This is a genomic window from Trichlorobacter ammonificans (assembly GCF_933509905.1).
In the GTDB taxonomy this organism is placed as follows: Bacteria; Desulfobacterota; Desulfuromonadia; order Geobacterales; family Pseudopelobacteraceae; genus Trichlorobacter; species Trichlorobacter ammonificans.
Map to the genome: position 1 here is coordinate 2,174,756 of NZ_OW150024.1, position 22,148 is coordinate 2,196,903.

Here is a 22,148-nt window from a genome sequence, read left to right on the forward strand (position 1 = left end):
TCCCTACAAGGCAAGGAGATTCCTGATGAAACGCATGGTACAGCTTGTCACCACCTTAGGCATGGTAGCCTCCCTGGCGCTTCTGGCGCCCGCATTCGCCAATGAACAGCCCGAATTGAACCTGGCAAAGGATGCGTCGGAGGCGCCGGGGACTCCCATGGCCGTTCCCCACGTAATGAAGCCGGGCGAAGACGGTGAGGCCTGCAACGCCTGTCACCGTAGCGGCGTTGGCAAGACACCGCCCACCTCTCATCCCGAGCGGCTGAACTGTACCCAGTGCCACGTGCAGGGTGAAGTCAAGAAACCGGCCAAGGCCAAGAAAAAGAAGTGACGCTCTCCCGCAAGGACTTCTTTCGGCAGGGGTTCTTCTCCCTGGGGGACACCCTGCTGAAAACTGCCGGCATCGCCTCGCCGGAAGCGCCTCCCGAGCAGGAGTTTCCGACCACTGACGACGTCGGGAATACTGCCGAGCCGCGATGTGCGGAAGCCGACAACAGTCGCTGTCTGGCCCGCAGTTGCGGCTGTTTCAGCTGTATCGAACGCTGCGAAGTCCAGGCCATTACCCTGGCGGTCGGTACCGGCGTCCTGATCGATACTGCGCTGTGTACCGGTTGCGGTGCCTGCCGCGAGGTCTGCCCGGTGACGCCGAAGGCGATCCGGCTGGTACGACGGGCGGAGCACAATCAGCCGGCAGCAGCTTGACATGTTTATTTTTTGTGCAACAAGGACGTAGTACCCTTATTTTGATTGCATGAATGCCATGCAATACAATCACCACAGGAAGGAAAGGAGAACGAAGTATGCTGAAGCAGAAACTGGCAACAGCGGTAACTATCGTCGGAATCGGCGCCTTGCTGGCGATTCCGTCGGTGGCAGCCAAGGCAAAACCGGCCGCCAAGCCGGCCAAGGACGGACGTGAGACCTGTTACGCCTGTCACACCGAGGTGAAGAGCCTCAAGGAGAACTCCAAGCACGCGGCCATCGCCTGTACGGTGTGCCACGACAAGACCAAGGAGCACCTGGAGAAGGGGCCGGATGTCAAGCCGGTCACCAAGATTGACCAAGCGGTCTGCGGCTCCTGCCACAAGAACCAGTATGAAAGCTTCTACGCCGTCCACCATGACCCCACCGGTGCCCGCAAGGAAAAGGGGATACCCGCCGGCCGTTCTCCGCTGCAGGACAAGCTGCTGGCAGGCCACGGTTTCACGTTTGAGCATGCCGAGCCCCGTGGCCACGCCTACATGGTAGTTGACCAGTTCGCCGTGGACCGCTTCCAGGGCGGCCGTTACCAGTTCAAGGGCGGCTGGAAGAACTATGACAAGGTGGGCAAAACTTGGGATATCCTGGAAGATCGCGGCCCCAACGCCAAGCTTCCCGAGACCGCCATGGCCGGCAACCCCACCTGCATCCAGTGCAAGTCCTCCGACCTGATCCTCCAGTGGAAACACCTGGGTGAGAAGGGCGGCAAGTTCGACCGCACCTCCAACGTCAACGACGTGGTCAAGGCCATCAACAACCCGGTGGGCTGTATCCACTGTCACGACCCCCACGGCGCCCAGCCCCGGATCGTGCGTGACGGCCTGATCGCCGCCATCGAGAAGGATCCGGCCAAGAACATCTTCGCCAAGAACGGCAAGACCGACCTGAAGGTGATCGACTTCCGCGGCTTCCGTAAGATCGGCGTCATGGAGAAGACCGACTCCCGCATGATGTGCGCCCAGTGCCACGTCGAGTACAACTGCAACCCCGGCACCCAGCGCACCGACGGCAAGCCGGTGACCTTTGCCGACGCCCGCACCAACCACTTCCCGCTCAAGAATTCCCTGCAACTGCTTGAGCACTATCGCAGCATCGACTTCTTCGACTTCAAGCACGCCGTCACCGGCGCCAAGCTGATCAAGTTCCAGCACCCCGAGGCCGAGACCTATGCCGGTTCCGCCCACGACAAGGCCGGTGTCCAGTGCCACCAGTGCCACATGCCGCAGGTAAAGGGCAAGGACGGCAAGAAGTACTCCACCCACGGCGTGGTCAAGCCGATCCAGATGGTGCAGGAGTCCTGCATCAGCTGCCACAAGGACTACACGCCCAACAAGGCCAAGTTCATGATCGAGACCATCCGCAACTACACCAAGGGTAAGATGCGCAAGTCCGAGTACTGGCTGGCCCAGTTGATCGACACCTTCGCCGTTGCCCAGCGTGAGGGCGTTTCCCCCACCATCCTGGATCAGGCACGCCTCAAGCATGAAGAGGCCCATGCCCTCTGGGAGTACTGGACCGCTGAGAACTCCGACGGTTTCCATAACCCCGAGCAGGCACGTCAGAGCCTGACCGGCTCCATCTCTGCCTCCAAGGCCGGCGTCAAGCTGCTCAACGACGCCATCATGGCGGTAAAGCAGAGCAAGAAGGAAGAACCGAAGAAAGAAGAACCCAAGAAGTAAGCTTCGGTTGTACTGAAGAGCAATGGCCCCGGAACAACTGTTCCGGGGCCATTTTCGTGTCAAGTTTCGTTGACAACGCACACAGTTCGTCTATAACAGACAGATTCTGTCTTGAGCTGAAAGGTTACAGGCATGTCCGCACCACCCAACAACACGTTTCTCAAACAGTGGGGCGTCCTGGGGATAGCGTTCTTTCTCCTGGGGGGAGCGGTCGTGCACAACCTCTACAAAGGCTACCGGGATACGGAGGCCATTGAGCAGCAGCGTTTGAAAACCCAGGCGCGGGTGGTTGCCGAAAATATTTCCAACTCCATCGGGGCAACAGACCGGGTGCTGCTCACGTTGCGCAGCGGTCTGCGCGGCGTGCCGCCGCAACGCTGGAGCGCTATTGCCACCACCAGCAGCCTGAAGCAGTTGGAGTCGCTGATTCCGGGCGTTCGCACCTTCCTGGGGGTGGACAGTGCCGGACGCATCAGATTTTCCAATCGTCCGGAACTGGTGGGAACGTCAGTGGTCTATCGCGACTACTTCAGAATTCCCCGGGAAGCCTCCGGCGACGATATCCTTTTCGTAGCCCCTCCCTTCCAGACCGTCCTGGGCAGCTGGGGCATGAACCTGGTACGGATCATCCCGGGGCAGGACGGCGCATTCGGCGGGATTGTGGCCGCCACCCTGGACCCGGATCACTTCACCGCCCTGCTCGGCTCGATCAACTACAGCGGGGATATGGTGTCCGCGATCATCCACGGCGACGGCCTGCTCTTTACCATGGCGCCGGAATGGAAAGAACTGGCCGGCAAGAACCTTGCCCTGCCCGGCACCCTGTTTTCACGACATCGCGCCAGCGGTGCCGTGGAAAACCTTTACCACGGCCTGTTCCGCGCCACCGGTGACGAGCGGATGGTTGCCCTGCGCACGGCCGTTGTGGACGAACCGAAAACCGACAAGCCGATCATCGTGGCCGCTTCCCGGAGCGATGCCAGCATATTCAGCGGCTGGCGGGCGCACCTGCGTAACCAGACCCTGGTGCTGTTCAGTATCATCCTGGTATCGTCATACCTGCTGGCCCGCTACCAGCAGTCGAAACGGGTCCAGTTGCAGCAGACCGCGGCAGCCAACGCCAAGCTGCGCAAACTGACCCACGGCATCGAAAACAGTGCCAGTGCCGTGATGATTACCGACAAGAACGGCACCATCGAATACGTCAACCGCAAGTTCTGTCAGTTGACCGGCTACGGCATCGACGAGGCCGTGGGCCAGAATCCCCGCATCCTCAAGTCCGAGGCTACCCCCCGCGAAGTGTTCGACAACCTCTGGCGTACCATTCTGAGCGGTTCGGAGTGGCGCGGCGAGTTGCTCAACCGCCGCAAGAACGGCGAACTGTACTGGTCCATCGCCTCCATCAGCCCACTGCGGGACGACCAGGGGGAAATCACCCATTTCATCGCCAATGTCGAAGACATCAACGACCGCAAGAACGCTGAAGCCACCATCGAACACTTGGCCTACTACGACCCCCTCACCGACCTGCCCAACCGTCGCATGCTGCAGGACCGCCTGGAGATCGCCCTCAAGCGCAGCCGCCGCCAGGGAAGCGGCATGGCGCTGCTGTACCTCGACCTGGACGGCTTCAAGCATGTCAACGACAACCTGGGGCATCCGGCCGGGGACCGGCTGCTCAAGGAAATGGCCACCCGCTATACCTCGCTGTTGCGTGACGACGACCTGGTCTGCCGCATGGGGGGCGACGAGTTCGCCGTGATCCTCCATGACGTCCACCATGACGAAGATGCGGTCGTAGTGGCCCATCGCCTGCTGGAACAGACCGCCCAGCCGGTGCAGTTGGACGATTCCGAAGTGGTGGTCACCGCCAGCATCGGTATCGCCCTCTTCCCCAAAAACGGTGACGACACCCGCACCCTCGAGAAAAACGCCGATATCGCCCTCTACCACGCCAAGGGGGAGGGAAAGAACACCTTCTCCTTCTTCGACGAGGAACTGAACAGCGCCAGCCGCAACCGGATCGCCCTTGAGCAGCGCCTGCGCCAGGTGCTTGAGAAGAACGAACTGCTGGTGCTGTACCAGCCCAAGATATCACTCGCCACCGGCAAAGTGACGGGGGTCGAGGCCCTGGTACGCTGGAACAGCCCGGAGTTCGGCATGGTCTCGCCACTGCGCTTCATTCCCTTGGCCGAGGAAACCCGCATGATCATCCCGATCGGCGAATGGGTGTTGGAAACCGCTTGCCGCCAGCAGGTACTCTGGCAGGAGCAGGGGTTGTCGCTGACCATGGCGGTCAACCTTTCCTCGGTTCAGTTCAAGTCCCCCACCCTGATCGAGCGGATCACCGCCATTCTGGATAAAACCGGCATGTTGGCCGAGCAGCTGGAGCTGGAACTGACCGAAAGCGCCCTGGTGGAAAAGCCGAACGAAGCCACCTGGATTCTGGAGCAACTCCGTTCCCTGGGCTGCGGTATCGCCATCGACGACTTCGGCACCGGCTACTCCTCCCTGGCCTACCTCAAAAACTTCCCGGTAACGGTGCTGAAAATCGACCGCACCTTCGTGCGTGACCTCGCCCACGACTCCGGCGACCGGGCCATTGCCCAGTCAGTGGTGGCCCTGGCCAACAACCTGGACATGCAGACCGTGGCCGAAGGGGTGGAACAGCAGGAGCAACTGGCCATCCTGCGCGAGTTGGGCTGTGCTTTCGTGCAGGGGTTCATTTACTCCCGGCCGGTCCCTGCCGATGAGCTGCCCGCCATCGTGCATACCATCACTGCGGGGGACGAATCGCTTTAATCCTCCAAATTACTGAGCTTAAAACAAAAAAAACGGGCGCCGTTACCGGCGCCCGTTGGCGTTTCATGCACGATGCGTCACTACGTCGAACGGTAATGCCCCCGCGAGAAAGACTCATTGATCTGAAAGCGGTCAGTCCTTTTTGATCTGTATCCCCAGTTCGGTGATCTTCTTGCGCAGGGTGTTGCGGTTGATCCCCAGGATATCGGCGGTGCGCACCTGGTTGCCCCGGGTCTTTTCCAGGGTGTAGCGGATCAGCGGCCGCTCCACCTGCTCCAGCACGCGATCGTAGATATCCCCCTTTTCCAGCTTTTCGATGCCGAAGAAGGCGGTACGCAGCTTCGCCTCCACCAGCGCTTCCAGGGACTGCTCCTGGGGAGCGGCATGGATGGTGGCCTGTCGTTCGCTGAGCCCGTTGAAATCCTGGGGGGTGAGCAGCGGGTCGCCGGAGAGGATCACCGCCCGCTTGATGGTGTTTTCCAGCTCCCGGACGTTACCGGGCCAGGAGTGGCTGCACAGCAGCTCCAGTGCTTCCCCGCTGCACTGCTTTGCAGGCACTTCCATCTCAGCGCAGGCCCGCTCCAGAAAATACTCGACCAGGGCCGGAATATCCTCTCGCCGCTCCCGCAACGGCACCAGGTGCAGCGGCACCACATTGAGCCGGTAGAAGAGGTCTTCACGGAATTCACGGTTACGCACCTTTTCCAGCAGCTCCTGGTTGGTGGCCGCCACCACCCGTACGTCAACCGCAATGTTCTGGGAACCGCCGATACGGGTGATCTCCTGCTCCTGCAGCACCCGCAGGATCTTGGCCTGCAGGTCCAGCGGCATGTCGCCGATCTCGTCCAGGAAGATGGTGCCGTGGTTGGCCTGCTCGAACTTGCCGGTCTTGCGCTCGGTGGAGCCGGTAAAGGCCCCCCGCTCGCTGCCGAACAGTTCGCTTTCCAGCAGGTCGCGCGGAATGGCGGCGCAGTTGATCGCCACGAACGGCTTGCCCAGCCGGGTGGAGTTGAAATGGATCGCCCGGGCGATCAGCTCCTTGCCGGTGCCGGACTCCCCCTGGATCAGCACGGTCACGTCGCTGGCGGCCACCTTGCCGATGGTCTTGTAGACCTCTTGCATGGCCGGGGAGTTGCCGATGATGTTCTTCTCCACCTGGTAGCGGTCTTTGAGCTCCTGCTTGAGCAGGGACACCTGGTTGCTGACGTCCCGCGCCCGTCCCACCTTCTCGATGATGGCATCCACCACCTCCAGGTCGAACGGTTTGGTAATGTAATCGTAGGCCCCCCGCTTCATCGCCTCCACGGCGTTCTTCATGCTGGCCTCGGCGGTCATCACCACCACCAGCAGGTCGGGGCGCAACTCCCGAGCCTTGTCGAGGAATTCAAGGCCGGTCATACCCGGCATCTTGATATCGACGATCGCCAGATCGTAGGACTGCTCCCGGACCATGCGCAACGCCTGGTTGCCGTCGGCCGCCAGCTCGACGGTGTATCCCTTCTTGCGCAGCGCCTTGGACAGAACCCAGCGCATGCTCTCTTCGTCGTCCGCCACCAGTATCCGATGCAGTGCCATGGTTGTCATCCTTTCGCCGGCGGCTGGATCAAGGGAAGCAACACACTGACGCGGGTTCCCTCCCCCAGCCGGGAGTCGATCTTGAGCATTCCCCGGTGTTCCGCCACGATCTTCTGGCAGATGGCCAGTCCCAACCCGGTGCCGCCATCTTTGGTGCTGTAGAAGGGAGTCCCCACCTTGGCCAGGTTCTCCTCGGCAATGCCGGGGCCGGTATCGGAAATATCAACCGCCACCATGCGGGAACGTCCCAGGGGACTGGTCAGGCTGTACTCCCCCAGCACCCGACTGGTGACGGTCAGCCGTCCCCCCTCGGTCATGGACTCCAGGGCGTTGCGGATCAGATTCAGAAAGACCTGGATCAGCTGGGCCTCATCGGCCATCAAAGGCGGAATGCTGGGGTCGAAACCGGTGCAGATGGAGACATCACGGCTGTCCGCCGCTTCCCGCTGCAGCAGGATGATATCCCCCAGCACCCGGTGCAGGTTCACCGGCAAGTAGCGGGGCCCCCGGGGTGAGGCCAGCTCCAGCAGCTGGCGGATGATCCGGTCGATCCGCTCCGCCTCCCGGATCATCACCCGCGGATACTCCAGCAGGTCGCTCTCCGGGTCCAGCTCCCGCTCCAGCAGCTGGGCCGCCCCCTTGATACCGCCCAGGGGATTCTTCACTTCGTGGGCCAGTCCCGCCGCCAGGGTCCCCAGGGTGGAGAGCCGATCCGCCTGCCGCACCGCCGCCTCCAGTTCCCGGATGGAGGTCAGGTCCCGCAGGGTCAGAATCACGCCGATCGCTTCACCATCGGCCTTGAGCAGCGGAAAAGTGGTGGCGTTGGCCGGAATCAGGCGACCGGGAGCGCGCAGCACGATATTGTCCTGGTCGGAAAGGGAAACACCGCTGGCCGCCGTCCGCTCCACCATCTCCACCAGCAGCGGCTCGGCGCCGAATGCGCTGCTGAAGGGAGTACCCTGCACCTGACGGCGCGAGCGGCCGGTCATCTCCTCGGCAGCCGGGTTCATCAAGGTCACCGTTCCTTCCCGGCTCACCACGATCACCCCGTCCCCCACGCTGTCCAGCACCGTGGCGGCGTATTGGCTCAGATCCGTTTCCACCGTTCCGTCATGCTCCCATCCCGCCGATCCTGTCGAGCAGCTCCCGCAACTCCTCCAGACTACGGGCGCCGTGCGCCGCCCGACGCAGTGACGCGGCACCGCTGATACCGTGAATGTACCATCCCAGGTGTTTCTTCATCTCCCGCAATGCCACCGCGGCGCCTGCCTGTTCCACGAACAGCTCCAGATGACTGCGGGCCGTTGTCGCACGTTCCGCCGGACCGATCAGGCGTACCGGTCGCCCTTCCAGCAGTTCCCGGGCCTGGCGAAAAATCCAAGGGTTCCCCATGGCCCCCCGTGCCGCCATGATGCCGTCGCAGCCGGTCTCAGCCAGCATCCGGCGGCAATCCTCGGCGGTAAAGAGGTCACCGCTGCCGATCACCGGAATTCCCACCAACGCTTTCAGGGCCGCGATCCTGCTCCAGTCGGCGCTCCCCTCGAACATCTGGGAGCGGCTGCGGGGATGCAGGGTAATGGCATCGCACCCTTCCGCCTCGGCAATCCTGCCCGCTTCCCGCCAGGTTTCGTCCTGACGGTCCCAGCCGGTACGTATCTTGATGGTCAGCGGCAGCCGGGTAGCGCGACGGACAGCCTTGACGATTGCGGCAATGCGTGCCGTATCTTTCAGCAGGGCGCTGCCGGCGCCGGTACCCACCACCTTGCGCACCGGACACCCCATATTGATATCGATCAGATCGGCCCGATCCCCCACCAGCTCTGCCGCCCGGGCCAGCAGCTCCGGATCGTCACCGAACAACTGGACCCCCAGGGGACGGTCTTCATCGCTGCTCTGCAGGAGTTCCCAGGTCTTTTCCCCTTCACGAACCATGCCGTTGACGCTGACCATCTCCGTAAAAGCCAGACAGGCCCCCTCCCGGCGGCAGATCAGCCGGAAAGCGTGATTGGTAATGCCCGCAAGGGGAGCAAGCAGCACGTTGTGGGGCAGCACAAGCTGCCCGATGACCAGGGGGCGTAACAATGACACGAGGTACTCCTGTTAATTTTTTGTGCACTTGTGTATAATTTTTATGCATAGTAGCACGAATGGCGGGCAGCGCAAACGGCAGGGGCCCCCTGCGGTGCGTCGCGGCATTTTTTTGTTGCCTATTCAGTCACGGCACGGTTTAATACCCCCTGAAGCGCACCACCTCATCACGTTGGACAGGAGTTAGCGTATGTTTGGAATCGGCATGCCGGAACTGATCGTCATACTGGTCATCGCGCTGATCGTGATCGGCCCGCACAAGCTTCCCGACATGGCCAAATCACTGGGCAAGGGACTGGCGGAGTTCAAGAAGGCTTCGGAGGATTTCCAGCGCAACATCCAGGAAGAGGCCCGGAACATCGAAGCGCAGGACGAGCGGAAAGCCGAGCAACCCGCAGCGGCCCAACCGGCGCCCGCCGCCACTGCCGAAAAAAATACTGCACCAGGCGAAAGCACGAAGTCTGCCTGATTCTTCAGCAGCACCGGACAATCAACGGGCCGGAGGGGAACGCCTCCGGCCCGTTGTCGTTTCCGCCCCCATCTAGCGCAACGACCTCCGCACGAAACCGTCAGAACTCAGCATGGCGGGGTGTTCGCGGAAACGGGATGACATCCCGGATATTCTCCATGCCGGACAGATACATGAGCAGACGCTCGAACCCCAGGCCGAAACCGGCATGGGGAGTACTGCCCCAGCGGCGGGAGTCCAGGTACCACCAGAGCGCCGCCTGGTCCATCTCCAGTTCGGCCATCCGCTCAGTGAGTCGATCCAGCCGTTCCTCCCGCTGACTGCCGCCGATGATTTCCCCCACCTTGGGCACCAGCAGGTCCATGGCCGCCACGGTGCGGCCGTCGTCGTTCCGGCGCATGTAGAACGCTTTGATCTCCCGGGGATAGTTCAGCACGAAGAGCGGACCACCCACCACGGTTTCCGTCAGGTAGCGTTCGTGCTCGGTCTGCAGGTCCAACCCCCACTGTACGGGGAATTGGAACGACACCGGTGCCCGTTCCAGGTGACGGATCGCCTCGTCGTACTCCATCCGGGCAAAGTCGGCCTCGGCCACGGCCCGCACCCGTGCAAGCAGGCCCGGCTCGATCTGGCGATCGAAAAAGGTCATCTCCTCCGGGCACGAATCAAGCGCAAACCGGCACAGGAAACGGACGAACTCCTCGGCCAGGCTGGCCACATCGGCCAGGTCGGCAAAGGCCATCTCCGGCTCGATCATCCAGAATTCGGCGGCATGGCGGGGGGTGTTGGAATTCTCCGCCCGAAAGGTGGGGCCAAAGGTATAGACGTTGCCGAATGCCTGGGCAAACAGCTCCGCCTCCAACTGACCGCTGACCGTCAGGCCGGTCTTTCTGCCGAAAAAATCGCGACTGAAATCGATCTCCCCACCATCGTTGCGTGGTGCCCCGTTGGGTGGCAGGGTGGTGACCCGGAACAGCTCTCCCGCCCCCTCGCAGTCGCTGGCGGTGATGATCGGCGCATGGAGCCAGAGAAAATCCCGCTCCTCGAAAAAACGGTGGATCGCCTGAGCCAGCCGGGAGCGCAACCGGAAAACGGCGCCGTAGGTAGTGGTACGGGGACGCAGGTGGGCGATGCCGCGCAGATATTCGAAGCTGTGCCGTTTCTTCTGCAGCGGGTAGTCGGCGGGCGCGTCCCCCACCTGTACCAGCTCCGTCACTCGCAACTCAAAGCGCTGTCCCGCCGCCGGCGAATCGACCAGCTCGCCCGTGGCACGCAGGGCCGCACCGGTGCCGATCCGGCACACCTCTTCAAAGAGCGGCAGCCGGGAACGGTCCAGCACCAGTTGCAACCCCGCCAGCGTACTGCCGTCATTCAGCACGATAAAGGCAACATCACCGGAAACCCGGAGGGAACGGACCCAGCCGGCAACCGTCCAACGGCCTCCGGCGGAGGGCATCTGCACCAAGCGGCCGATACGGATGGGACGCGCCATGAACCTCCTCCTTTGCACACGAAACACTCATTTTCTTGTTTATGCCGCAGGACGCCCGGCCCTGTCAATGGCGCGTCCGTGCGGCGACGTCGGTTGACAGAGACGGCACGGCGGTCTACAGTGAGGCCGCAGTAGCAACGCTCTGTACCACGGAGGTGAAACCATGCGTACGATCATCACGGCAGCCGCCCTGTTTCTGCTGACCATCGGGGTGACGGTGCCGGCCCACGCCGACCTGGACAGCTTCCTCTCCAGCCTGAACGTCCAGGCTCGTGCCGACATGAACGGCTTCAGCGCCAAACTGAGCGCCCAGTTCGGCATTCCGGAAGTTCGGGTACAAGCGCTCCTCAAAACAGTGGACAACTCCGCCGATGCCTTCATGTGTCTGCAACTGGGCCAGATGTCCCGAAAAGAGCCGGAAACGGTGCTACGCACCTACCAGCGCTCCAAAAGCAAGGGATGGGGCGCCATCGCCAAGGAGCTGGGCATTAAACCCGGTTCCGCCGAGTTCCATGCCCTCAAGCGCGGTGACTTCAAACTAACCGGCGATCCGGAAGGGGGTGCCGGTGGCGGACATGGCAAGGGGAAGGGAAAAGGCAGGGGAAAGAACAACTAGACGCGTGACGCACCGTATTCCTGACGGGCCGATGTAAAATTCATCGGCCCGTTCGCGTATACAGGGGCTGTACGCACCGTGTAAAACATGGTATCGTGCGCAGAAAACTGCGTGTACATGACCTATGTCATAGAATTCGTATTTTTCCGGAGGTCTCCCGTGCTCACACTTTCCGATCCCGCGCTTCTGCGGCAGCAGTGCTACCTGAACGGCCAGTGGCTGCATGCCGACACGGATGGCACCATCGACGTCGTCAACCCGGCTGATGGCCGGATTATCGGCACCGTCCCCCGCATGGGCACCTCTGAAACCCGTCGCGCCATCGAGGCCGCCCATGTCGCCTTTCCGGAGTGGCGGGCCCGCACCGCCAAGGAACGTGCAGCCATCCTGCGCCGCTGGTTCGAGCTGATCATGGCCAACCAGGAAGACCTGGCCGTCATCATGACCGCCGAACAGGGGAAGCCCCTGGCCGAATCCCGCGGCGAGATCGCCTATGCCGCCTCCTTCATCGAATGGTTCGCCGAGGAGGGGAAGCGGGTGTACGGCGACACCATCCCCGGCTATGCCCGTGACAAGCGGATTGTAGTCACCAAGGAGCCGATCGGGGTCTGCGCCGCCATCACCCCGTGGAACTTCCCCGCCGCCATGATCACCCGCAAGGCCGGTCCGGCCCTGGCTGCCGGCTGCACCATGGTGGTCAAGCCGGCCACCGCCACACCGTTCTCCGCCCTTGCCCTGGCGGAGCTGGGGGAGCGGGCCGGCATCCCGGCCGGCGTCTTCAGCGTGATCACCGGTTCCTCCAAGCAGATCGGCGACGAGATGACCGGCAACCCCCTGGTGCGCAAGCTGACCTTCACCGGCTCCACCGAGATCGGCAAGCAACTAACCGCCCAGTGCGCCGGCACCATGAAGAAGGTTTCCATGGAACTGGGGGGGAACGCCCCCTTCATCGTCTTTGACGACGCCGACCTGGACGCCGCCGTGGAGGGGGCCGTGGCCTCCAAGTACCGCAACACCGGCCAGACCTGCGTCTGCACCAACCGCCTGCTGGTGCAGGCTGGTGTCTACGACGCCTTTGTCGAAAAACTGGCCGCGGCCGTGGCCCGCATGCGGGTCGGCAACGGCCTGACCGACGAGGTCCAGCAGGGGCCGCTGATCGACGAAGCCTCGGTGCAGAAGGTTGAGGAGCATATCGCCGATGCCGTTGCCAAGGGTGCCACCATCCGGCTGGGGGGCAAGCGCCACCCCCTGGGGGGGACCTTCTTCGAGCCCACCATCCTCTGCAACGTCACCCCCGAAATGCTGGTGGCCCGGGAAGAAACCTTCGGCCCGCTGGCGCCGATCTTCCGCTTCACCAGCGAGGAGGAGGCGATGCGGATGGCCAACGACACCGAGTTCGGCCTGGCCTCCTACTTCTACACCCGTGACATCGGTCGGGTCTGGCGAGTGGCCGAGGCGCTTGAGTACGGCATGGTGGGAATCAATACCGGTCTGCTCTCCACCGAGGTGGCCCCCTTCGGTGGGGTCAAGGAATCGGGTCTCGGTCGGGAAGGTTCCCACTACGGCATCGACGAGTTCGTGGAAGTCAAATATCTCTGCATGGGCGGCATCTGACACCTCATGAACCGCTTTCACTTCTCGCTGCGCGCACGGATTACCCTGGCAGTCACCGGCCTGGTCCTGCTGCTGATGCTGGGCACGGCCCTGCTCACTGTGGAGCAGGTCTTCCGGGAATACAGCCGCATTCTGAAAGACACCCCGGTTGCCGCCGAGAGCGTCACGCCGGAACACTTCACCGTCATCCTGCAGACCGCCCGCCATCGTTTCCTGGCCGCCACCGCCATCGGCACCGCCCTGGTGGCCCTGCTGGTCACCCTGCTGGTTCGCCTGCTCACCCGCCCCCTGACCGTACTGACCAGGCACATGCAGCAGCTGCCGCAGAAAAGCGGGGATGATCGCTACCTGCACCTGACGGAACGCGACGACATCGGCCAGTTGGCCGCCGCTTTCAACACCATGATCGAGGAGCTGGAGCGGCACTGCCGGGCCGTACAGGAAAACGAGCAACGGTACCGCATCGTTACCGAGTCGGCCGCCGACTTTACCTACTGGCAGCGTCCTGACGGCAGCTTCGAGTTCGCCTCCCCCGCCTGCAAGGACGTCACCGGCTACAGTCGCGAGGAACTCGCCTCCCGCCCCGAATTGCTGCTGGAGATGATCCACCCCGCCGACCGCGGCATCACCGCACCGCTGCATATTACGGCGGATAGCGACGCCTGCTGTATCTCCGACGAAATTGAATACCGGATCATCACCAGGGACGGAACCGTCCGCTGGGTACGTCACGCCTTCCAGCCGATCTACGATGAACAGGGCAACTGCCTGGGACGGCGGGGAAGCAGCACCGACATCACTGAACGGAAACAGTTGGCGGAACAGGTTTCCCACCTGGTGCTGCACGATCTGCTCACCGGCCTGCCCAACCGTTCACTGTTCACCGACCGCCTTTCCCTTGCGCTCACCACCCAGCAGAGCCGCAGCAATGCCTCCACCATCACCGCAGTCCTGTTTTTCGGTATCGACCGTTTCAAACTGATCAACGACACCCTGGGACACGACACCGGCGATCGCATCCTGATCATGACCGCCGAGCGGCTGCGCAAGATGCTGCATACCGGCGACACTCTCTGCCGCTTCGGCGGCGACGTCTTCGCCATGATCCTGCCCGAGCGGGAGAGCCGGCACGAAGCGATCACCATGTCCTACCGCATTCTGGCCTGCCTGACCGAACCGTTCCGCCTGTCCGGTCAGCAGGTCACCCTTACCGGCAGCATCGGCATCGCGGTCAGCCCGGAAGACGGCACCGACTCCGACACCCTGCTGAAGGGCGCCGAAACCGCCATGTACGAAGCCAAGCGCAGCGGCAAGAACTGCTTCCGGTTCTATGCGCGGGAGATGAACTTCCAGGCGGTGCAGTTGCTGAAACTGGACAACAGCATGCCGATCAGTCTTGACCGGGGTGACTTCTACCTGCACTACCAGCCGCAGCTCGATCTGAAGAGCGGCACGGTCATCGGCGTTGAGGCGCTCCTGCGCTGGCGGCACCCCGAGCTGGGCATGATCCCCCCGGACCGCTTTATCCCCCTGGCCGAGGAAAACGGCTTCATTACCCGACTGGGGGCCTGGGTACTCAAGACCGCCTGCATGCAGGCCGCCTCGTGGCAGCGACACGGCCTGCCGCCGCTGCGGGTAGCGGTCAACATCTCCAGCCGCCAGTTCAGCGAACCTGATTTCGTTGACCTGGTATCCACCACCCTGACCGGCTGCGGTCTGAATGCCGATCTGCTGGAGCTGGAACTGACCGAAAGCCTGCTGGTCAGCAACGAACAGCAGGTTGCCCGCAAACTGCAGGGGCTGAAAGCCATGGGGATTCACCTGGCCATCGACGACTTCGGCACCGGCTACTCCTCCCTCTCCTACCTGAAGCATTTCCCGCTTGACCGTCTGAAGATCGACAAATCCTTTGTCAACGACATCCTGAGCGATCCGGACGATGCCGCCATCACCGAGGCGATCATCGGCATGGCCCACGCGCTGAAGCTGAAGGTGATCGCTGAAGGGGTTGAAACCAGGGAGCAGCTGTTGTTCCTGGAGGATCGGGGATGTGACGAGATGCAGGGGTACTACTTGAGCCGGCCCCTGTCGGAACACGACCTGATCGGCTTCATGAAGAGCCGCGAAACGGACGTCCCCTGAGGCCTGCGGAGAGCCGCCCCCGGGGGAGCCGGAGATGAGCCGCCGGTACGGTCCCGCCGGGCGTCGGAACCGGAATTATTGCAGCTGGTCCCAGGTGGGTTTGGCATCGGGGTGTTCCAGCTTGAACACCAGATAGGCAACCGCCGTGCGCAGTTTTTCCTCAAGGGCGGCGGTCTCCTTCAAGGTCTGCAGGGCGGCAACCATCACAGCCCGCATCCCGTCGCTCACCGCCTCCTGCTCAACAATGGTGCGGAGCAGTTGCAGCAGCTGCCGCAACACCGCCTCATCCGACGGCACCTGCCGCGGTTCCAGCAGGAAAAGCAGCAGTCCGGCCAGTACCCGCTCCTGCTCGTCCACGGCGGCGGCGCAGCCGGTCAGGTCGGCACGCAGCTCGTCGACGGGAACATCCCGTAACGCCCCATCCAGACAGCGACGCAGGAACTGCAGTCCTGCCAGCCGCTCCCGTACACCGTCACAGCCTATCAGCAGCCGGGCGGCCCGCACCTTCAACGTTTCCTCCTCGCCGGCCTTCAGGAAGCAGCGCAGCAGCCGCTGCATTTTATCCGCCGCCTCGGTTTCCGGCGGAAGCGTGGCAAGCTTTTCACCGACGATCCGCAGCAGCCCCCCCTTGTCGGCATGACCGGCGTAGACCACCCCGATGATGGCGTCCCGTACCTCGTCGTCCCGCGTACTGTTCCACAGTTCCTCCACCGCCTTGATGATCGTGCGGCGAAAGAAGCTGAGCCGTTCCGTGGTACCCACCACTTCCGCAGCCCAGGTGCCGGCCATGGTGTCGATGCAGGCGGCGGCACCGGCCCCATCGTGCAGCTGACCCAGCAGGTAGGCGAAGTAGGCCAGCACCTTGAGCTGGTACGGTCTGCATCCCTCCTGCAGGGGGCGCAGCAGATCTTCCAGGTATTCGGCAGTAAGCAGACAGGAACCGCTGCAGAGAAAGCTGTAGACACTCTCCGCCTTTTCGGTCTGACGCTCGATGTACTTGGCCTTGAGGTGTTCCCCCAGGCTGGTACTTTCCACCTTTCTGAAAAAGGCGGAGAGCAGATTGCTGGCGTGGTGCTTCACCGCCATGTCGATCTCGTCGGAAATGACGATATCGAGGCAGGCGTTGAAGATCTTGACCTGTTCCTGCTCATCGTCCGATTCGACGATATACTGCTCGACGATTTCGATGATCTCGGCCAGGTGGGCGCGGTTGCTGCTGGAGAGCAGGCTGGTGAGGGTGATGCGCAGGGAGTCGACGTCCACGATGCCGAACAGGAACCGGACCGCTGCGTTGCGCCGGGCCGCTCCCTTGTGCTCGGCGGAGCGGATCACCTGCAGGATGCTGGAGGCCGGGTCGGCCACCCAGCCCGGCACCAGGTCCTCCAGCAGCAGTTCCGCCTTGCGCCGGATATGGGCATCCAGGTCGTTGACGAAATAGCGGGCGATCTCGATCTTGAACTCCCGCGAGGCCCCCGAGTGGGCGATCAGGGCAAAGGCCCGGGCCTTGTCACTGGAGGAAAGCTTGGCGATGTCGCTCTTGGCCCGGGCGCTGTCGTCGATCCGTATGTAGAACTCGATGATATCCTTGATGCCGACGTCGGCTTCGGTATCCCGCATCGCTCCTCCGTCAGGGCCGCAGCTGCGCGATTGCTTCCCGGGCCAGGGCGTCGCAGCGCTCGTTCTCGGCGTGGCCGGCATGCCCCCGCACCCACTGCCAGGTCACCTGATGCGGGGCGGCGGCCTGCACCAGCCGCTCCCAGAGATCCCGGTTCAGCACCGGCTCTTTCTTGCTGTTCTTCCAGTTATTGCGTTGCCACCCGGCCAACCACTCGGTCATCCCCTTCACCAGGTACTGGGAATCGGTCGTCACCGTCACCCGGCAAGGGCGGGTCAGGTGCAGCAGCCCCTCCAGGGCCGCGGTCAGCTCCATCCGGTTGTTGGTAGTCTCCGGCGCATTACCGGACAATTCCTTTTCCACGCCACGGCAGCGCAGGATGGTGCCGTAGCCGCCGGGACCGGGATTGCCGCTGCAGGCACCGTCGCAGAACAGCTCCACCTCGGTCAGGGCACTACTTCTCGACTCTGCCAACGTAGGCCCCCTCCCTGTGCAGCAAGGCCGCAATTCCCTCCATCACCCGCTCCGCGATCAACTGGTGGGTCTCCTTGCTGTCCTCACGGGCAAACAGGTCGTCAAAGACCAGGGGCTCACCGAAGACGATGGCCCCCTTCGCCCCCAGGCTGGGGAATTTCCAGCGGTTCAACCCCACCAGCGCGGTGGGGATCACCACCGGACGGGTATCGTAGATCACCTTGCCCACCCCCCGGTTCCCCTGACCCAGGCGGCCGTCCCGATGCCGGGTCCCTTCGGGAAAGAGCATTACCTTCTGGTCCATCAGCAGGTCGTTCAACACCCGCCCGGCCTTCACGTCCCTGCCCCGCTTCACCGGAAAGGCCCCCCAGGAGGAGTAAAGCAGCCGGGAGACCGGATTGCGGAACAACTCCTCCTTGGCCGGGGCCCAGACCATCTGCAGGGGATGGGAGCGGAGCACGGCCCAGGGAAGAAAGATGGTTTCATAGGCGGAAATATGGTTGGAGGCCAGCAGCACTCCGCCCGAGGAGGGAATATGCTCTCCTCCCTTGATGATCAGCCGGTTCAGGACTGAGGCATACATGCCGATCAGATGGGCGGAGAAGGTCACCCACAGCCTGCGCAGCAGTGAAACGTTCACTCTGTTCTCCTTTGCAGCGACGATGGTCCTGACTTCATCAGCAGCGTGAACCACTGCTATACCATGCCCTGCTCCGCTTCGGCAACTCCTCTGCCGGTAACGACTCTGTTTGCAGTCCTGCCGGATATGGCGTATAAGATTTCCATTGCTTGTTGTATCTCCCTGACAGTACGCTACCCATCTATGCACCCTTCCGACGAGAAATACCTGATCGGCCGCCAGCCGATTCTGAACCGCGACCAGCAGATCTGCGCCTTTGAACTGCTCTTCCGCTCCGCGGCTTCCCGGAACGAAGCCAACGTCAGCGACGCCACCCAGGCCAGTGCCAGCGTTATCCTCAACGCCCTTTCCGGATTCGGCATCCAGCAGATTCTGGGAGGGCACCAGGGGTTCCTCAACCTGGAACTGGACCTGCTGATGAGCGACTCCCTGGAGCTGCTGCCCAAAGAGCTGATGGTGCTGGAACTGCTGGAAACTCTGGCGGTGACCCCGGAGCTGGTGGAGCGCTGCCGGGAACTGAAGGAGGCCGGCTTCGTGCTGGCCCTGGACGATCACCAGTTCTCGCCGGTGTACGAAGAGCTGTACCACCTGGTGGACATCGTCAAGGTGGACCTGCTGGCCACGCCGGTGGAAACCCTGGAACCGGTGATCGAACAGTACCGTCCCTACCCCTTCAAGCTGCTGGCCGAAAAGGTGGAAACCCGGCAGGAGTTCCTGCAGTGTCTCGACCTGGGGTTCGACTACTTCCAGGGGTACTACTTCGCCAAGCCCTTGGTGATCGAAAAGAAGAAGATCGACGAGGGGGGCGCGGCCCTGCTGCGCCTGATGCGCCAACTGGCGGACGATGCCGAGATGGCGGACATCGAGAGGACCTTCCGCAGCAGTCCCGGCCTCACCTACAAACTGTTGCTGCTGGTCAACTCCGTCTCCTTTGCCGGCCTGCAGAAGATCCAGACCGTGCGCCACGCCATCAGCATGCTGGGGCGGGCCCAGATGAAGCGCTGGGTGCAGTTGACCCTGTTTGCCACCGGCGATGGTGAAGCCACCGAAAACCCACTGGTGGACATGGCTGCCGTGCGGGGCAACCTGATGGAGCAGATGGCCCTGGTCTGCCCCGGCCTGCAGGGACACAGTACCGCCGCCGACCAGGCTTTCATGATCGGTATCCTTTCGCTGCTGGAGTCGCTCTACGACATCTCCACAGAGCAGCTTTCCCGTGAACTGAACCTCTCCGACGAGGTGCTGCGCGGTCTGGTAGCACGGGAAGGAACCTACGGCCTGCTGCTCGACCTGGCCGAATCGGTGGAGCGGATGGAGTTTTCCCGTGCCACCGCCATTCTGGAGGAGCTGCGGGTTCCCTACTACCTGCTGATGGAAGCCCAGCTCAAGGCCTACAACTGGCACGGAGCACCGACCACATGACCGCCACCTTCGCCGTCAGTGATGCGAAAAACCGCTGGCTGCAGGAGCGGATGCGTGAACTGGCCGTCCGGGAGGAGGAACTGGAGGAACGTTTCATCCGCTCCTCCGGCCGGGGGGGCCAGCATGTCAACAAAACCTCCACCGCAGTGCAGGTACGGCACCTGCCCAGCGGCCTTGAAGCCCGCTGCGACCGGGAACGGAGCCAGTCGCTGAACCGCTTCCTGGCCCGCCGCGAACTGCTGGACAAGATCGCCCGCTCCCGCGGCCTGGCAACCAAGGGCGACGACCGTATCGCCAAACTCCGCAAACAGAAGGCCCGCCGCCAGCGGCGTTCGGCCTCCGCATCACCAGCCACGGACCATACCACCTCATGATTCCGACCGACACGCTACTTCGTCTTGAATTCGACAAGGTCCTGCAGGCCGTGGCCCGCCACGCCCGCAGCCGGACCACCGCCGCTGCCGTGGCCGCCATGGCCCCCCTGCGGGACAGCACCGCCATCCGTACCCACTGGGGCCGGATCGAGGAAATCCGGGGGCTGGCCCGCCAGCGGATCAGCCTCTCCATCGGCCGCTTCGACGATATCCGGCCGCTTTTGGACGAGGTCCGTCCCGACGGCGCCATCCTGGCGCCGTTGTCGCTGCTGCAGTTCATCCCGGTGCTGGAATCCCTGGCCGCCCTGGCCCGGCAGCTGGCACCCCGCCAGGACATCCCCCTGCTGCGAAGCATCGACCCGCAGCCGGAAGCCATGGACGACATCCTGGAACCGCTCAGCGCCACCCTGGACGATGAGGGGAACATCCTGGACAGCGCCTCCCGGGAGCTGGCCGAGATCCGCAGGGCCAAGCGGACCCTGGCGGCCCGGGTGCGGAGGAAGCTGGAGGAGATCGTGCGCAAGCACGAAACCGCCATCTTCCTGCAGGACGACTTCATCACCATCCGCTCCGGCCGCTGGGTGATCCCGGTACGGATGGACTCCAAGGGGATGGTGCCCGGCGTGGTGCACGACGTTTCCTCTTCCGGCGAAACCGCCTTCATGGAGCCGCTGGAGATCATCCCCTTTGTCAACGAACTGGAAAACCTCACCGCCGAGGAAAAGGCCGAGGAGATCCGCATCCTGCGCCGCCTCTCCGCCTGGATACGGGAGGATGCGGACCGGATCGCCGCCTGCTTCGGCACCCTGGTGGAACTGGACCGCTTGGACTGCCTGGCGGCCTACGCCGAGCGGTTCGCCATGGCGGTGCCGGAACTGTCCGATGACGGTCGCCTTCGCCTGCTTTCCGCCCGCCACCCCCTGCTGCTGTCCCTCAGGGCCGACCAACCCGACGCCCCGCCGGTGGTCCCGCTGGAGATCGAACTGACCACCGGAACGGAGACACCGGAACGGGAAACGTCGCAGGTTATTGTGATCAGCGGCCCCAACGCCGGCGGCAAGACCATTGCCCTAAAGACCGTGGGGCTCATCACTCTCATGGCACTGTCCGGCATGGCGATCCCCGCCTCCCCCTCCTCCACGGTGCCGCTCCTGGACCATCTGCTGGTGGACATGGGGGACGAACAGTCCATCGAACAGAGCCTCTCCACCTTCTCGGCCCATGCCGCCGCCATGGCCCGCATCCTGGGACAGGCCGACCAACGCAGCCTGGTGCTGCTGGACGAACTGGGCACCGGCACCGAGCCGCTGCAGGGGGCGGCCATCGGCTGCGCCGTGCTGAACGAACTGCGCAGGCGGGGCGCCCTGGTGATCGCCACCACCCACTTGACCGAGATCGTCGGCTTTGTGCAGCGCACCCCGGCCATGCGCAACGCCGGCATGGAGTTCGACAGCAGCACCTGGACCCCCCGCTACCGCCTGGTGATGGGGGAGCCGGGCCAGTCCCACGCCCTGGAGACCGCCCGTCGCTACGGCCTGCCGGAACCGGTGCTGGCCTTTGCCCGTGAACTGCTGGGGGATAGCGGTACCGCCTTTGCCGGGGTCATCGACGAACTGCGGGTCAAACGGGACCACCTGGCAACGGAACTGGCCGGGCTGCAGGCGGAACGCGCCCGGCTGGCAACGCGGGAGCGGGAACTGGAGCAGCAGCGCGGAGAACTTGAGGAGCTGCGCCGCACCGTGATTGAACAGGGACGCGACGAGGCCCGCGCCGTGGTCACCGCCACCCGGCGGGAACTGAACGCCCTGCTGGACGACCTGCGCAAGGAGCGGCGCAAGGAAACCGCCGACAAGCTGCGCAACCGCGCCGCCCAGCTGGAGGCGGCCTTTGCCCCCTCCGGACAGGCCCCGCCCTCCGGCGACAGCCTGAAACCCGGGGACCGGGTCCATGTCCGCTCCCTGGGGCGGGATGCCCAGGTGGTCAGCGTGGACAGCGGCCGGAACAAGGTGCGGGTGCGGGCCGGCAGCATTGAACTGGAGGTGCCGCTCCATGGCCTGATGCAGCCCGCCGCCCCGGCTCCGTCGGCACGGGAGCGGAAAGCGCCGCGCTTCAAAGCAGCAGCCTGGACCGCGGAAGAAACCCCGTCCGCTGCGGAACTGAACCTGATCGGCAAGCGGGTGGACGACGCCCTGACTGAGCTGGAAGGGTTCATCGACCAGGCGGTGCTGGCGGGACAGCGGCAGGTGCGGATCGTCCACGGCATGGGGAGCGGCGCGCTGCAGCGGGCGGTGCGGGAGTTCTTGGGCCGGCATCCCCAGGTGGCCTCCTTCCGGGCCGGCGAACCCCATGAAGGCCGGGACGGCGCCACCGTGGCGGAACTGGAGTAG

Annotated in this window: 18 protein-coding genes; 11 read left to right on the forward strand and 7 right to left on the reverse strand. The window is 63.4% G+C overall.

Going from position 1 to position 22,148, the window contains the following annotated elements; genetic code table 11:
- Window positions 1-25: 25 nt before the first annotated feature.
- From RAK07_RS09815 to RAK07_RS09830, 4 genes are all read left to right on the forward strand, one after another.
- On the forward strand, window positions 26-331 hold the full coding sequence (locus RAK07_RS09815; protein ID WP_305732656.1) for a hypothetical protein: 306 nt from the start codon (window positions 26-28) through the stop codon (window positions 329-331).
- The gene (locus RAK07_RS09820; protein WP_305732657.1) at window positions 328-702 is read left to right on the forward strand and encodes an ATP-binding protein; all 375 of its coding nucleotides are present in this window, start codon (window positions 328-330) and stop codon (window positions 700-702) included. The genes RAK07_RS09815 and RAK07_RS09820 overlap by 4 nt, the downstream gene beginning before the upstream one ends.
- A 98-nt stretch (window positions 703-800) precedes the next feature.
- Window positions 801-2,438, forward strand: a complete 1,638-nt coding sequence (locus RAK07_RS09825) for an ammonia-forming cytochrome c nitrite reductase subunit c552 (protein ID WP_305732658.1) — start codon at window positions 801-803, stop codon at window positions 2,436-2,438.
- Window positions 2,439-2,570: 132 nt separating this feature from the next.
- Complete coding sequence (locus tag RAK07_RS09830) at window positions 2,571-5,240, forward strand: bifunctional diguanylate cyclase/phosphodiesterase (RefSeq protein WP_305732659.1); 2,670 nt, start codon at window positions 2,571-2,573, stop codon at window positions 5,238-5,240.
- A gap of 132 nt (window positions 5,241-5,372) precedes the next feature.
- On the opposite strand, the gene RAK07_RS09835 is transcribed toward RAK07_RS09830, so the two are convergent.
- Genes RAK07_RS09835 through dusB form a run of 3 tightly spaced genes read right to left on the reverse strand, consistent with a single transcriptional unit; the run spans window position 5,373 to window position 8,897 of the window.
- Entirely contained in the window at window positions 5,373-6,815 is a 1,443-nt protein-coding gene (locus tag RAK07_RS09835; protein WP_305732660.1) for a sigma-54-dependent transcriptional regulator, read from the reverse strand.
- A gap of 5 nt (window positions 6,816-6,820) precedes the next feature.
- Complete coding sequence (locus RAK07_RS09840) at window positions 6,821-7,918, reverse strand: two-component system sensor histidine kinase NtrB (protein WP_305732661.1); 1,098 nt, start codon at window positions 7,916-7,918, stop codon at window positions 6,821-6,823.
- Window positions 7,919-7,925: 7 nt separating this feature from the next.
- A complete protein-coding gene (gene dusB, locus RAK07_RS09845) occupies window positions 7,926-8,897 on the reverse strand; it encodes a tRNA dihydrouridine synthase DusB (protein ID WP_305733506.1) in 972 nt (323 codons plus the stop codon).
- A 196-nt stretch (window positions 8,898-9,093) separates the two neighbouring features.
- Between dusB and RAK07_RS09850 the strand changes: the two genes are divergently transcribed.
- Window positions 9,094-9,372 carry a TatA/E family twin arginine-targeting protein translocase gene (locus tag RAK07_RS09850; protein WP_305732662.1) on the forward strand — a complete coding sequence of 93 codons (279 nt, stop codon included), beginning with the start codon at window positions 9,094-9,096 and terminating at the stop codon, window positions 9,370-9,372.
- Between the two features lie 100 nt (window positions 9,373-9,472).
- On the opposite strand, the gene asnS is transcribed toward RAK07_RS09850, so the two are convergent.
- Window positions 9,473-10,864, reverse strand: a complete 1,392-nt coding sequence (gene asnS, locus RAK07_RS09855; protein ID WP_305732663.1) for an asparagine--tRNA ligase — start codon at window positions 10,862-10,864, stop codon at window positions 9,473-9,475.
- A gap of 163 nt (window positions 10,865-11,027) precedes the next feature.
- Here asnS and RAK07_RS09860 point away from each other — a divergent pair, with 163 nt between their 5' ends.
- The 3 genes from RAK07_RS09860 (at window position 11,028) to RAK07_RS09870 (ending at window position 15,236) form a co-directional block, all read left to right on the forward strand.
- Window positions 11,028-11,480 carry a hypothetical protein gene (locus RAK07_RS09860; protein ID WP_305732664.1) on the forward strand — a complete coding sequence of 151 codons (453 nt, stop codon included), beginning with the start codon at window positions 11,028-11,030 and terminating at the stop codon, window positions 11,478-11,480.
- Between the two features lie 159 nt (window positions 11,481-11,639).
- Window positions 11,640-13,094, forward strand: a complete 1,455-nt coding sequence (gene gabD, locus RAK07_RS09865) for an NADP-dependent succinate-semialdehyde dehydrogenase (protein ID WP_305732665.1) — start codon at window positions 11,640-11,642, stop codon at window positions 13,092-13,094.
- 6 nt (window positions 13,095-13,100) lie between these two features.
- On the forward strand, window positions 13,101-15,236 hold the full coding sequence (locus tag RAK07_RS09870; RefSeq protein ID WP_305732666.1) for a putative bifunctional diguanylate cyclase/phosphodiesterase: 2,136 nt from the start codon (window positions 13,101-13,103) through the stop codon (window positions 15,234-15,236).
- Window positions 15,237-15,311: 75 nt separating this feature from the next.
- Here the strand turns inward: RAK07_RS09870 and RAK07_RS09875 are convergent, their stop codons facing one another.
- Genes RAK07_RS09875 through RAK07_RS09885 form a run of 3 tightly spaced genes read right to left on the reverse strand, consistent with a single transcriptional unit; the run spans window position 15,312 to window position 17,965 of the window.
- A complete protein-coding gene (locus RAK07_RS09875) occupies window positions 15,312-16,853 on the reverse strand; it encodes a hypothetical protein (protein WP_305732667.1) in 1,542 nt (513 codons plus the stop codon).
- 10 nt (window positions 16,854-16,863) lie between these two features.
- A complete protein-coding gene (rnhA, locus tag RAK07_RS09880) occupies window positions 16,864-17,301 on the reverse strand; it encodes a ribonuclease HI (RefSeq protein ID WP_305733507.1) in 438 nt (145 codons plus the stop codon).
- A 4-nt stretch (window positions 17,302-17,305) separates the two neighbouring features.
- Window positions 17,306-17,965 carry a lysophospholipid acyltransferase family protein gene (locus tag RAK07_RS09885; RefSeq protein WP_305732668.1) on the reverse strand — a complete coding sequence of 220 codons (660 nt, stop codon included), beginning with the start codon at window positions 17,963-17,965 and terminating at the stop codon, window positions 17,306-17,308.
- 183 nt (window positions 17,966-18,148) lie between these two features.
- Between RAK07_RS09885 and RAK07_RS09890 the strand changes: the two genes are divergently transcribed.
- The 3 genes from RAK07_RS09890 to RAK07_RS09900 are packed head-to-tail and all read left to right on the forward strand — an operon-like array spanning window position 18,149 to window position 22,148.
- The gene (locus RAK07_RS09890) at window positions 18,149-19,387 is read left to right on the forward strand and encodes an EAL and HDOD domain-containing protein (RefSeq protein ID WP_305732669.1); all 1,239 of its coding nucleotides are present in this window, start codon (window positions 18,149-18,151) and stop codon (window positions 19,385-19,387) included.
- Entirely contained in the window at window positions 19,384-19,761 is a 378-nt protein-coding gene (locus RAK07_RS09895) for a peptide chain release factor family protein (RefSeq protein ID WP_305732670.1), read from the forward strand. The genes RAK07_RS09890 and RAK07_RS09895 overlap by 4 nt, the downstream gene beginning before the upstream one ends.
- Window positions 19,758-22,148, forward strand: a complete 2,391-nt coding sequence (locus RAK07_RS09900; protein WP_305732671.1) for an endonuclease MutS2 — start codon at window positions 19,758-19,760, stop codon at window positions 22,146-22,148. The genes RAK07_RS09895 and RAK07_RS09900 overlap by 4 nt, the downstream gene beginning before the upstream one ends.